Source organism: Jiangella aurantiaca (genome assembly GCF_004349105.1).
Lineage (GTDB): Bacteria > Actinomycetota > Actinomycetes > Jiangellales > Jiangellaceae > Jiangella > Jiangella aurantiaca.
The window spans coordinates 51,700-63,981 of sequence record NZ_SMLB01000032.1; the positions used below are offsets into that span (position 1 = coordinate 51,700).

A 12,282-nucleotide genomic window follows, 5' to 3' on the forward strand; every position below is an offset into this window, starting at 1 on the left:
GCCGTAGGGTGTGGCCGTGACGACCGACGACCTCGCCAGAACCTCACTGTACGACCGCCACGTGGCGCTGGGCGCCAAGTTCGCAGAGTTCGGCGGCTGGTCGATGCCGCTGCAGTACACCGGCGTCGTCGACGAGCACACCGCCGTGCGCGAGCGGGTCGGGCTGTTCGACGTCAGCCACCTGGGCAAGGCGTCGGTCACCGGGCCGGGCGCGCGGGCGTTCGTCGACTCCTGCCTCACCAACGCCCTGGAGAAGATCGGCCCGGGGCAGGCGCAGTACACGCTGTGCTGCGACGAGTCCGGTGGAGTGGTCGACGACCTCATCGTGTATCTGCGCGCCGACGACGACCTGCTGCTGGTGCCGAACGCCGCCAACAACGCCGAGGTGGTCCGCCGTCTCACGGCGGCCGCGCCCGCCGGCGTCGAGGTGCGCGACCGGCACCACGACTTCGCCGTCCTCGCCGTCCAGGGCCCGAACAGCGACGAGGTGCTCACCGCGCTCGGGCTGCCGACCGGGCACCCGTACATGTCGTTCACCGAGACCACGCACGACGACGTCCCGCTCACCGTCTGCCGCACCGGCTACACCGGCGAGCGCGGCTACGAGCTGCTGGTCCCGTGGGCCGACGCCGGGACGGTGTGGGACGCGCTGCTGGCGGCCGGCCGCGAGTACGGCATCGCGCCGGCCGGCCTCGGCGCCCGCGACACCCTGCGCACCGAGATGGGCTACCCACTGCATGGGCAGGACCTCTCGCTGGGCATCTCGCCGGTGCAGGCCCGGGCCGGCTGGGCGGTCGGCTGGTCCAAGCCGGCGTTCTGGGGCCGCGACGCGCTACTGGCGGAGAAGGCGGCCGGCCCGGCCCGGCGGCTGCAGGGCATCAAGGCACGCGGCCGGGGCATCCCGCGCCCGGGCATGACGGTGACGGTCGACGGCGAGCCGGCCGGCACCGTCACGTCGGGGACGTTCTCGCCGACGCTGAAGCAGGGGATCGGCCTCGCGCTGCTGCCGCCGGACGTCGCCGAGGGTGCCGAGGTGTACGTCGACGTGCGCGGCCGGGCCGAGGCCTTCGAGGTGGTGCGGCCGCCGTTCGTGCAGCCGTCGACGAAGGAGGGCTGAGCCGCCGGCCGTCAGCCCTCGGCGACGTCCAGCCGCCGGGGCGCGGAGCGCAGCGGCGAGAGCCAGGCGATGACGGCCGCGACCACGAGCGACAGTTGGCATACCAGCACCGCCTCATGGGTGTCGAGCGCACCGGCCAGCGCGCCGGCGACGACCGCCCCCAGCGGGTAGCCGACGCCGAAGGTGGCCATGCGCCCGGCCGTCATGACGCGGCTCATCAGCGGCTCAGGCGTCACCTGCTGCCGCAGCGTCACCGAGATGGTCGCGATGACCAGATACATCAGCGACCAGCCGGCGATCGCCAGCGCGCCGGACAGCCAGCTCCCCGCCAGCGCGACGGTGATCCCGGCGACGGCTGCGAACGGCAGCACGATCAGCGCGGCCCGCGGCCCGCCGAAGCGTCGCATGAGCCGGGGCATGAGCACGCTGCCCACGACGGCGCCGATCCCCCAGGCGCCGAACAGCATGCCCAGCCGCCAGTCGCCCTCCTGCACGCCGAGGGTGCGGTCGGCCCAGACGACGAGGATGGCCATCAGCGAACCGGCGCTGAACGCCACCAGGACCCCGATGACGATCATCACCCGGATGATCTCGTGCCGAAGGATGAACCGGGTCCCCTCGGCGACGGCGGACAGCCGCAGCGTGCTCTCGCGGTCTCGCGCGCCGGTCAGCGGCCGGACGATGCCACGGATGAGCATCGCCGACGCGACGAACGTCAGCACGTCGATGGCGATGATGGACGCGGGGGAGATGACGACGATGAGCGCGCCGGCGATCATCGGCACCACCGTCTCGGCGACCGTGCTGCCGCCGGCCACCAGTGCATTGGCCGCCGGTAGCCGTTCCCGGCCGACCAGGCTGGGCAGCGCGCCCTGGTTGGCGGCGTCGAAGAAGACGTAGACAGTGCGGACGGCGAACGTCGCGATCAGCACGTGCGTCGCGGTCAGCGACTCGAACCAGAACGCGACCGGCACTGTGGCCAGCGTCAGCGCCGCCAGCAGGTCGGCACCGACCATCATACGGCGCCGATCGACGTGATCGGCCAGCGCGCCGGCCCACAGGCCGAACACGAGGTACGGCACGGCCTCGGCGACGATCACCAGTGACGTCCACGTGGCTGAGGCCGTGATGCCGTAGATGAGGACCGGCATGGCGATGAACGTCACCGCCGAGCCGGTCAGTGAGACGATGCGCGCCGCCACGTACCGGAAGATGTCCGGATCGTCGAGCAGACGCTGGCGCCTTGCGGGCGCTGAACTACCCACGTCGATGAACTCCCGCCCCCCGCGAACTGAACTTTACGCGGAAGGCAACAGCATGACGGGTGTCTTGTCAAGGCGCCCGCGGGCGCGTCGCGGCGCTCGTCAGAACCGCCTGGGGAGGTGGCTTCAGGGCGCGTCGTTGCCGTCCCCTGCGCGGCAACGACGCGCCCTTGTACCCGTCAAGACAGAGCGGCCGCCGATTCATGACGCGGCATTCGATGTGACGTGGGCAACATCGGGGCGGGCGTCGCTCCGCGGCCGGCGGACCGTACTGTCGGGGCGGAGTGACGGCGCTGATCGGGAGGCGAAGATGAGCTGGACGTGGCGGTTCCTGGCAGCGGACGGCGGACCCGTGCCGGGCGTGGACGACGGAGCGGGGCGCCCCGACGCGGGGTTCCCGACCCAGTCCGACGCCGAGAGCTGGCTGGGCGAGCACTGGCGGGAACTGGTCGAGGCCGGCGTCGACTCGGTGGTGCTGATCGAAGACGGCCGCGAGGTCTACGGCCCGATGAGCCTCGCCCCGCCGGACTGACGGCGGACGCGGGCGGCGCGGACGTGCCGCGGCGGGCGGGTCCGGTGTGGTCCGGCCCGCCGCGGGGCTCGCGCTGTCTCCGGTGTCAGTACTTCGGCGACCGCTTGGCCGTCTCGGCCGGATCGCGCACGATGGCGTCGCCGAGGACGTCGTCGATCGCCTTCAGCAGATCCGGCTCGAGCGTGACACCGCTGGCAGCGACGTTCTCGGTGACCTGCTCCGGCCGTGAGGCGCCGACGATGGCGGCCGCGACGTTGGCGTTCTGCAGCACCCACGCGACCGCCAGCTGAGCCAGCGAGAGCCCGGCCTGCTCGGCCAGCGGCTGCAGGTTCTGGACGCGGGTGAGCACGTCGTCGGTGAGCAGGCGCCGGCCGATGTCCGAGCCGCTGCTCGTCAGAGCGCCGCGGGAGCCCTCCGGCGCGGCCTGGCCGGGCCGGTACTTGCCGGTGAGCACGCCTTGGGCGATGGGGGAGAAGACGACCTGCGAGACGCCGATGTCCTCCGACGCCGGGATCACCTCCGACTCGATCACCCGCCACAGCATGGAGTACTCCGGCTGGTTGGAGACGAACGGAATACGCAGCTCGCGGGCGAGCGCGTGGCCCTGCCGGAGCTGGTCGGCAGTCCACTCCGAGACACCGATGTAGAGCGCCTTGCCGGCGCGGACGAGGTCGGCGAAGGCCTCCATCGTCTCCTCCAGCGGCGTGCTCGCGTCGTAGCGGTGCGCCTGGTAGAGGTCGACGTAGTCGACGCCGAGCCGGCGCAGCGAGGCGTCGATCGCCTCGTGGATGTGCTTGCGCGACAGGCCGCGGTCGTTCGGGCCGTCGTGGCCGGCGGGCCAGAACACCTTGGTGAAGATCTCCAGCGACTCGCGCCGCTCACCGGCCAGCGCGCGTCCGAGGACCTCCTCGGCGCGGCCGCCCGCGTAGACGTCGGCGGTGTCGAAGGTCGTGATGCCGGCGTCGAGGGCCGCGCGCACGCAGGCGATCGCGGTGTCGTCCTGCACCTGGGAGCCGTGGGTGATCCAGTTGCCGTACGCGATCTCACTGATCTTGAGGCCGGACCGGCCGAGGGTGCGAAATTCCATGCGCGCGAATCTATCGGGTCCGGCTGGGGCCGCGGCGCCGAGGGCGGCCAGCCCCATGGCCGATCCCGAGGTCCCAGGGGCGCCGAGTCCCAGGAGGAACGAGGAAGCTACGCGTCTGCGGCGAGGTCCTTGGTGAAGTACCGGCTCAGCTCGGCGTCGCTGTAGTAGCCGTACGGCGCGGTGGGGGTGTACCCGCTGGACTGGTACAGCGAGATCGCCTCGGGCTGCTTGAGCCCGGTCTCGAGGACGACGCGGGTGTAGCCGGCCCGTAGCGCCTGGGCCTCGAGCTCGGACAGCAGCCGGCGGGCGTGGCCGCCACCGCGGTGCTCGTGGGCGACGTACATGCGCTTGATCTCGGCGACGCCATCGCCGTGCTTGCGGAAGCCGCCGGTGGCGACCGGCTCATTGCCGACGAAGCCGACGAGGAACAGGCCGTCGGGCGGGGTGAACTCCTCGGGGAGGATCGGGCCCTCGTCGGGGTCGCCGTAGCGCTCGGCGTACTCCAGCTGCAGCTCGCTCTCCAGCGCCCGCACGACGGGGTCGGAGTAGCGCAGCGCACGGATGAACAGGCCGGTGTCGTCGCGGTCGGCCGTGGGCGCCGTGCTCACACGAGCGTCCCGGGCTTGACCTGGGGCTTGGGCAGCCGGAGCCGGCGCAGCTGGCTGGCGCGGGTGATGGCGTACAGCACGTGTCCTTTCCCGGGGTCGTCGGGGAAGCGCTTTCGCACCTCACGCTTCACCCGGACCCCGAGAATCGTCAAGTCGACGATGAGCAGCACCATGACCGCGAGCCAGATGATCGTGGACGCCAACTGGACGACGGGGATCCCGATCAGGCTGGTCAGCAGGATGACCAGGATGAGCGGCAGGAAGAACTCCGCCACCGTGCGCCGGGAGTCGACGTAGTTGCGGACGAACCGCCGCACCTCGCCCTGGTCGCGGGCGAGGTAGTGCTTCTCGTCGCCGGTGTTCATCGCCTCGCGCGTCTTGGCGCGCTCGGCGCGCATGCGCTCACGCTCGCGGCGCATTGCCTCGCGCCGGTTCAGCGCAGGCCGGACCCGCTGTTTGCGGGCCTTCTCGGCCTCGGAGCGCTTCGGCGTGGGACGGCCCTTGCCACCGGCGTGGCCGGGGGCGTCCGCGGCTTCGGCGGCGGGGACGTCAGCGGTCTCGGGAGAAGTTCGGCGACGGAACACGTCTACCAGGGTAGGACAGTATTCACGCCGGCCCTGCCACGCCGAGGCACTACATCTTAAGGTTGGGCCGTAGGGTTGGGTGTAAACACTGTGTGTGGCAGTGCTCACCAGCTCGAGAAAGGGATACCTGGCCTCATGGGGATCCTCCAGCGAATGTCCATGATCTTCCGGGCGAAGGCCGACAAGGCGCTCGACCGCGCCGAGGACCCCCGGGAGACGCTTGACTACTCCTACAAGAAGCAGCTCGAGCTGCTTCAGAAGGTGCGCCGAGGCGTGGCCGACGTCGCCACCAGCCGCAAGCGCATCGAGGTCCAGATGACGCAGCTGCAGGGCCAGTCGGGCAAGCTGCAGGAGCAGGCGCAGAAGGCGCTGTCTCTCGGCCGCGAGGACCTCGCCCGCGAGGCGCTGACCCGCCGGTCCGGGCTGCAGAACCAGATCACCGACCTGCAGACGCAGCACCAGTCGCTGCAGGGCGAGGAGGAGAAGCTCACCCTCGCGGCGCAGCGGCTGCAGGCCAAGGTCGAGTCCTTCCGCACGAAGAAGGAGACCATCAAGGCCAGCTACACCGCGGCCGAGGCGCAGACCCGCATCGGCGAGGCGTTCAGCGGCATCTCCGAGGAGATGAGCGACGTCGGCCTGGCCGTCCAGCGGGCCGAGGACAAGACCGCCAACATGCAGGCGCGGGCCGGCGCCATCGACGAGCTGCTCGCCTCCGGCGCGCTCGAGGACCCCACCGGCACCTCGAAGGACGACATCACCGTCGAGCTCGATCGCCTGGCCTCGACCAGCGACGTCGAGCTGGAGCTGTCGCGCATGAAGCAGGAGCTGACCGGTGGCGCCGAGCCACCGCGGCAGCTCGAGGGCAACGGCGCGGCTCCGGACGCCGAGGCGGCTGAGCCGCAGCGGCAGCGCGAGGAGGGCCAGCTGTGATCGTCCGGATCATGGGTGAGGGCCAGTTCGAGGTCGACGAGACCCACCTCGAGGAGCTCAACCGACTCGACGACGCCCTGGGCGAGGCCATCGACGGCGGCGACGACGACGCGTTCCGCGCGGCGTTGACGGCCCTGCTCGACGAGGTCCGCCGGGCCGGCACCGCGGTCGCCGACGACGTCCTGGTCGACAGCGACCTGGTGCTGCCGTACGACGAGGCGCACATCGACGAGGTGCGCGAGCTGCTCACCGAGGAGGGCCTGGTCCCGTCGGAGCCGCCGGCCAAGTGACCCGGTCGCGGCTGGGTGGGCCCGCCGGGCTCGCCCAGCCGGGCGCGGGAACCGCCGGGCTCGCGACGGCGTTCCCATAGCGGATGGGCTTTCGCCCGTCGCAGGTAGGAGAGGAAGCACGTTGGCTCGCTCGAGGTTCGCCCCGGACCGGGGTCTCTCGTTCCGGATGGGCTTGACGATGGTCGTCCTGGCCCTGCTCTACGTCGTGTTGATCGGCGCCATCTCCTACGGCACGGGCGCCGTCTGGCTCGGTGTGCTCATCGGCCTGGGTGTGCTGTGGGGCCAGTGGTACTTCTCCGACAAGCTGGCGCTGTCGGGCATGGGGGCGCGCGAGGTGTCGCCGGCCGAGGAGCCCGAGCTGCACGCCATGATCGACCGGCTGTGCGCGCTCGCCGACATGCCGAAGCCGCGGGTCGCGGTCGCCGACACCGACCTGCCGAACGCGTTCGCCGCCGGCCGCAGCCCTGAGCGGGCCGTCGTCTGCGTCACCCGGGGCGTCCAGCGCCGGCTCGACGAGCGCGAGCTCGAGGCGGTCCTGTCGCACGAGCTTTCCCACGTCGCGCACCGCGACGTCCTGGTCATGACGGTGGCCTCGGTGGTCGGCGTGCTGGCCGGCTTCCTGACCAAGATGCTGCTCTGGTCCGGTCTGGGCAACAACCGCGGCGGCAACAACAACGCCGCGATCATGGTGCTCGTCGTCACGGTCGTTGCAGCCGTCGTCTACGGCGTCAGCTTCGTGCTGACTCGGCTCCTCTCGCGGTATCGCGAGCTGGCCGCCGATCGCGCCGGCGCCATCCTCACCGGCCAGCCGTCGGCCCTGGCCAGCGCGCTGACCAAGATCTCCGGCGAGATGGCGCAGATCCCGCGCAAGGATCTCCGCGCCGCCGAGCCGTACAACGCGTTCTTCTTCGTGCCGGCCCTCACCGGCAAGATCGACATCGCGTCGTTGTTCGCCTCGCACCCGCCGCTGGAGAAGCGGCTCGAGCAGCTCAGCCGCATCTCCGTCGAGCTGGGCCGGGAGTGAATACGTGGGTCTCCTCGACGCCATCTTCGGTCGATCCAAGCAGGTCCAGCCCAACCTCGACGCCCTGTTTGCGCTGCCCACGGCGGCGCTGACGCTGGAGACGTCGGCGCAGATGCGCCCGACCGGGGTCGGCGCGGTGTGCTTCCGGCAGGCCGAGGGTGGCCCGTTCGCCCGCCTCAAGGCCGACGTCACCACGCTGCTCGGCGGCGCCGAGCCCGAAGAGGTGCACGACGCCTACGGCTACACCTGGCTCGTGGTCCGGCGCGACCCGTCGGCGATGTCCGAGCTGTGCACCGACCTCCACGCGGTGAACTCCACGCTCGAAGAGGCCGGCTTCGGGCCGTCGCTGCTGTGCACCACCATCGGCCTGCACTCCGACAACGGCCGCGGGCTGGCGCTGGTCTACCTCTACAAGCGCGGCACGTTCTATCCGTTCGCGCCGCTCGACGCGCAGCGACAGGACCGCGACAACGCGCTGGAGCTGCAGGTGCGCGCCCTCGTCGGCGGCGACCTCCCGATCGAGCCCGACGTCAGCCGCTGGTTCCCGGTCTGGGGCGCTCCCGGCGTCTGACGCGATCCGGGAGCCCTCACCAGGATCACCCGAGCCTCAACACGCCTGCAATCGTGTTGAGGCTCCCGTAATCCTGGTGATGTGGGCGATCGTCGATGATCATCGCAGCAGAGGGACGGCGAACGCGGCGCGTGCAGAGCCGGGTCAGGCCTTGACGGCGCCGCTGCCGGGCAGCGCGAGCATGCGGTCCAGCGCTACCCGCGCCCAGTGGGCGGTGTCGTCGTCGACCTCGATGCGGTTGACGACGCGGCCCTCGACCAGGTTCTCCAGCGCCCATACCAGGTGCGGGAGGTCGATGCGGTTCATGGTGGCGCAGAAGCAGACCGTCTTCTCCAGGAACACGACCGTCTTGTCGGGGTGCTCGGCGGCCAGGCGCTTGACCAGGTTGAGCTCGGTGCCGACGGCCCAGGCCGAGCCGGCCGGCGCGGCGGCGATGGTCTTGATGATGTATTCCGTCGAGCCGACGTAGTCGGCGCCGAGGACGACCTCGTGCTGGCACTCGGGGTGGACGAGCACGTTGACGCCGGGGATGCGGGCGCGGACGTCGGCCACCGACTCGGCGGTGAACCGGCCGTGCACCGAGCAGTGGCCCTTCCAGAGCAGGATCTTGGCGGCGCGCAGCTCGTCGTCGGTGACCCCGAAGCCCGGCTTGTGCGGGTCGACGACCACGCAGTCGTCCAGCGAGAGGCCCAGCTGCAGGACGGCGGTGTTGCGGCCCAGGTGCTGGTCGGGCAGGAACAGCACCTTCTCGCCCTGCGCGAACGCCCACTCCAGTGCCTGCCGGGCGTTGCTGGACGTGCAGACGGCGCCGCCGTTGCGGCCGCAGAAGGCCTTGATGTCGGCGGACGAGTTCATGTACGTGATCGGGACGGTGCCGGCCGCCACGCCGGCCTCCTCGAGCCGTGTCCAGGCGTCCTCGACCTGCAGGATGCGGGCCATGTCGGCCATCGAGCAGCCGGCGGCGAGGTCGGGCAGCACGACCTGCTGGTGGCCGCCGGTCAGGATGTCGGCGGACTCGGCCATGAAGTGCACGCCGCAGAAGACGATGTACTCCGCCTCGGGGCGGGCTGCGGCGTCGCGGGCCAGCTTGAAGGAGTCGCCCGTGACGTCGGCGAACTGGATGACCTCGTCGCGCTGGTAGTGGTGCCCCAGCACGAACACCCGGTCGCCCAGCGTGGCGCGGGCCTTGCGGGCGCGCTCGACGAGGTCGGGGTCGCTGGCGGCGGGCAGGTCGCCCGGACACTCCACGCCGCGTTCGCTCTGCGGGTCGGCGCCCCGGCCCAGCAGGAGCAGCGGGACGGGTGTCGACTGGGTCTGGGTCACGGTCACGGCTGGCAGCCCTTTCTCCGGCAGTCGGCGCCGACCACGTCGTGCGGCGTGCGACCGCGTCGCCTCGGCACTGGTGAGAACACGTGCCGTACCCACAATCGTCCCATGCTGTTAACCGAAAGCAGTGGACGGAACGTACGGCGCGGGCGGCCGCATGTGGCGTAACGCCAGGTAGGCGTCCAGGTCGAGGCGCAGACCTGCGGCGAGGCCGACGTCGATGGCCCATTCCTGGTCGGATGTGAGATTCCGCACGTTCGTGGGCGACCCGGGCGTGGTCCGTGCCAGCCCCGCCCACAGCAGCCGCTGCGCGACGGCGCGGTTCGTCGCCGCCAGCCGCGCGACGCCGCACTCGGCCACGACCGCGTAGCCGCTGCCGGTGAGCAGGTCGCAGACCAGCAGCGTGCTGTGCGCCATGACGAAGGCGTGGTCGGGCCGGTGGGTGGCCCCGCGCACCCGGCGGTCCACGGAGTCGACGAGGTCGAGGTCGGCCGCGGTGCCGACGCGGACGCCGTCGACGGCGGGCAGCGCGGACCGGTCGACCACGCCGGTGAGCTGCATCGTCGGGTGCAGCGTGAACCCGGCCCGGCGGTAGCGCCGCAGCGCCTGATGGTCCGGCCGCGATGTCAGCATGCCGCGCAGGCAGCCGGCGCCGTAGCCGACGGCGGCGTCGAGCAGCGCGGTGCCGACGCCGCGGTGCTGGTGATCGAGGTGGACGGCGTAGGACGACAGGACCCACAGCAGGTCACGCCGCAGCGCGACCGCCACGCCGACCACCGCCGCGTCCGAGTCGGCGACCCAGCAGCCGCCCGGGTCCGTCGTCAGCAGGTGCCGGATCCGGTCGCACCAGCGGCGCCGCCAGTCGTCGGTCCGGTCGGTGCCGTACGCGAGCGCCGTCAGCCGCTCCGCCGCGGGAACATCCTCGGGTCGCATCGGCCGGATCCGCATGCCCCAACATCACCAGGTCCGGCGCCGGAGCACCAGCCGGCCTCAGCCCGTCGTACCCATCTCCTCGCGGTCGAAGACGATCTCACCACGCACGTAGGTCGTATGGACGCGCAGCTCGGCGTCCAGGACGACGATGTCGGCCATGCGGCCGGGAGTCAGCCGGCCGCGGTCGGCCAGGCCGAGCGACTCGGCGGGCACGGTGGAGGCCATCCGCAGCGCGTCGGAGAGCGCGATGCCGCCGTCGCGGACGACGGTGCGCAGCGCGTCGCCCAGCCGGGTGATGCTGCCGGCGACGGTCCCGTCGAGCGTCCGCGACGCGGTCTCCGTGACCTCGACCTCGGTGCCGTCCCACCGCTGTTGCCGTCCGGGTGGCAGACCGGCGACGTCGCACCCGTCGCTGACCAGCATGAGCCGCTCCCAGCCGGCGACGTCGACGGCGAACCGGAGCATCTCCGGCCCGACGTGGACGCCGTCGCCGATCAGCTCGCAGCGCACCCGCGGGTCGGTGAGCAGCGCCGGTACCGGGCCGGGCGCGCGGTGGTGGATCGGCGGCAGCGCGTTGAACAGGTGCGTGGCGCGGTCCAGCCCGCGCCCGATGGCGGCCTTGGCCTGCTGGAACGAGGCACCCGAGTGGCCTAGCGACGGGTGCACGCCGGCGTCGGCGAGCCGGGCGACCGTGTCCATGCCGTCGGGCAGCTCCGGCGCGAGCGTGACCACCTGGACGGCGCCGTCGCCGGCCTCCAGGAGGGCGTCGACGGCCTCCGCTGACGGCAGCCGCAGGTGTTCCTGGCGGTGGACCCCGTGGTGGGACGGGGCGAGGAACGGCCCCTCGACGTGGATGCCCAGCAGGTCGATGCCCAGCCCACCGGCCAGCCGGCCGCGCAGCGCGGCCAGCCCGGCCAGCGTCCGATGCAGCCGGTCGGCCTCGACGCTCGCGGTGGTCGCCAGGCACGCCGTGACGCCGCCGGCGGCCAGCCAGCGCGAGATGCGGGTGCCGGCCGCGGCGTCGGCGGCCATGAAGTTCGCGCCCAGGCCGCCGTGGACGTGTGTGTCGATGAAACCCGGCGCGACGATGCGGCCGGTGACGTCGTGGACGATGTCGACCCGGACGGCGTCGGTGGGATCGGTGCCGGCGGGGACCTCGCCCGCGGCGATGGTCTGGATGACGCCGTTGGCGAACACCACGGTGCCCGGCGCCAGCCGGCCGTCGGCCCACAGCAGTGTGCCGCCGGTGAGGGCGGTGCGTACCGGGCGGCCCGTTCGCGCGGACCGGTGCTCGGACTCGGGATGGTCGCCGGGCGACGACCCGCCTCCGGCCGCGGCCGTCACGGCGCACCACCGAGCCGCCCGGCGTGTCTGGTGGCGACCACGGTGTCGGCCCCAGACTGCACCAGCGTGATCGCGAGTTCGTAGCCGCTGGTCATGTCGATGACCGGACGATACCCGACATAGTCGCGCGTCTAACCAGCGGGACGGAGCGGATCCCGCCCAACGCCGACCGCGAGGTCCCAGGCGGCAACGGGTCCCACAAGGGAAAAGGAACCAGCGGGTGGGCCGAGACGGCGATACGGCACACTTCTTGGCCATGCGGATCCTGGTTGCACCGGACAAGTTCGCCGGAACGCTCACCGCCGTCGAGGCCGCCGACGCCATCGCCGAGGGGTGGCGGCGCTCCGCACCGGATGACGAGGTCGTCACGGTCCCGATGGCCGACGGCGGGCCCGGCTTCGTCGACGTGCTGCACTCCAGCCTGGGCGGCGAGCTGCTGGCGTCGACGGTCGCCGGGCCGCTCGGCGAGCCGGTCCCGGCGACGTTCCTGCTGGCCGGCGACGTCGGGTACATCGAGTCGGCGCAGGCGTGCGGGCTGGCGTTGCTCCCGCTGGGCGACGACGGCCGCACGCCGGTCCCGGGCGTCGCGGCGCGAGCGTCCACGTACGGCGTCGGCGAGCTGGTCGCGCACGCCGTCGACGCCGGGGCCCGGCGGGTGGTCGTGGGGCTGGGCG

General features: G+C 72.1%; 14 protein-coding genes. 7 read left to right on the forward strand and 7 right to left on the reverse strand.

All coding sequences use genetic code 11. The features are described from left to right. The first annotated feature begins 10 nt into the window (after window positions 1-10). Window positions 11-1,117, forward strand: coding sequence for a glycine cleavage system aminomethyltransferase GcvT (gcvT, locus tag E1262_RS20260; protein WP_132104947.1), 1,107 nt, complete (start codon window positions 11-13; stop codon window positions 1,115-1,117). An 11-nt stretch (window positions 1,118-1,128) separates the two neighbouring features. Here the strand turns inward: gcvT and E1262_RS20265 are convergent, their stop codons facing one another. Then, the gene (locus E1262_RS20265) at window positions 1,129-2,319 is read right to left on the reverse strand and encodes an MFS transporter (protein ID WP_162606007.1); all 1,191 of its coding nucleotides are present in this window, start codon (window positions 2,317-2,319) and stop codon (window positions 1,129-1,131) included. A 370-nt stretch (window positions 2,320-2,689) separates the two neighbouring features. Between E1262_RS20265 and E1262_RS20270 the strand changes: the two genes are divergently transcribed. Then, entirely contained in the window at window positions 2,690-2,911 is a 222-nt protein-coding gene (locus E1262_RS20270; protein ID WP_132104949.1) for a hypothetical protein, read from the forward strand. Between the two features lie 85 nt (window positions 2,912-2,996). Here E1262_RS20270 and E1262_RS20275 read toward each other — a convergent pair whose 3' ends face one another. The 3 genes from E1262_RS20275 to E1262_RS20285 all read right to left on the reverse strand — a co-directional run bounded on the left by E1262_RS20275 (window position 2,997) and on the right by E1262_RS20285 (window position 5,190). Next, a complete protein-coding gene (locus E1262_RS20275; protein ID WP_132104950.1) occupies window positions 2,997-3,998 on the reverse strand; it encodes an aldo/keto reductase family protein in 1,002 nt (333 codons plus the stop codon). A 107-nt stretch (window positions 3,999-4,105) separates the two neighbouring features. Further along, window positions 4,106-4,606, reverse strand: coding sequence for a GNAT family N-acetyltransferase (locus tag E1262_RS20280; RefSeq protein WP_238992995.1), 501 nt, complete (start codon window positions 4,604-4,606; stop codon window positions 4,106-4,108). Beyond that, complete coding sequence (locus E1262_RS20285; protein WP_132104951.1) at window positions 4,603-5,190, reverse strand: DUF3043 domain-containing protein; 588 nt, start codon at window positions 5,188-5,190, stop codon at window positions 4,603-4,605. Before E1262_RS20285 ends, E1262_RS20280 begins: the two co-directional genes overlap by 4 nt. 135 nt (window positions 5,191-5,325) lie before the next feature. On the opposite strand from E1262_RS20285, the gene E1262_RS20290 reads away from it, so the two are divergent. The 4 genes from E1262_RS20290 to pspAB all read left to right on the forward strand — a co-directional run bounded on the left by E1262_RS20290 (window position 5,326) and on the right by pspAB (window position 8,005). Further along, the gene (locus E1262_RS20290) at window positions 5,326-6,120 is read left to right on the forward strand and encodes a PspA/IM30 family protein (protein WP_132104952.1); all 795 of its coding nucleotides are present in this window, start codon (window positions 5,326-5,328) and stop codon (window positions 6,118-6,120) included. Further along, complete coding sequence (gene pspAA / locus E1262_RS20295; protein WP_132104953.1) at window positions 6,117-6,410, forward strand: PspA-associated protein PspAA; 294 nt, start codon at window positions 6,117-6,119, stop codon at window positions 6,408-6,410. The genes E1262_RS20290 and pspAA overlap by 4 nt, the downstream gene beginning before the upstream one ends. 121 nt (window positions 6,411-6,531) lie before the next feature. After that, complete coding sequence (gene htpX, locus E1262_RS20300; RefSeq protein ID WP_132104954.1) at window positions 6,532-7,434, forward strand: zinc metalloprotease HtpX; 903 nt, start codon at window positions 6,532-6,534, stop codon at window positions 7,432-7,434. Between the two features lie 4 nt (window positions 7,435-7,438). After that, window positions 7,439-8,005, forward strand: a complete 567-nt coding sequence (gene pspAB, locus E1262_RS20305) for a PspA-associated protein PspAB (RefSeq protein WP_132104955.1) — start codon at window positions 7,439-7,441, stop codon at window positions 8,003-8,005. A 144-nt stretch (window positions 8,006-8,149) separates the two neighbouring features. Here pspAB and nadA read toward each other — a convergent pair whose 3' ends face one another. From nadA to nagA, 3 genes are all read right to left on the reverse strand, one after another. Next, window positions 8,150-9,343, reverse strand: a complete 1,194-nt coding sequence (gene nadA / locus E1262_RS20310) for a quinolinate synthase NadA (RefSeq protein ID WP_420810548.1) — start codon at window positions 9,341-9,343, stop codon at window positions 8,150-8,152. 102 nt (window positions 9,344-9,445) lie between these two features. Then, entirely contained in the window at window positions 9,446-10,264 is an 819-nt protein-coding gene (locus E1262_RS20315; protein WP_203454094.1) for a GNAT family N-acetyltransferase, read from the reverse strand. 57 nt (window positions 10,265-10,321) lie between these two features. Next, complete coding sequence (gene nagA, locus E1262_RS20320; protein WP_162606008.1) at window positions 10,322-11,608, reverse strand: N-acetylglucosamine-6-phosphate deacetylase; 1,287 nt, start codon at window positions 11,606-11,608, stop codon at window positions 10,322-10,324. Window positions 11,609-11,864: 256 nt separating this feature from the next. On the opposite strand from nagA, the gene E1262_RS20325 reads away from it, so the two are divergent. Continuing rightward, window positions 11,865-12,282: glycerate kinase (locus E1262_RS20325; protein ID WP_162606009.1), on the forward strand; the 418-nt coding region annotated here is incomplete at its 3' end.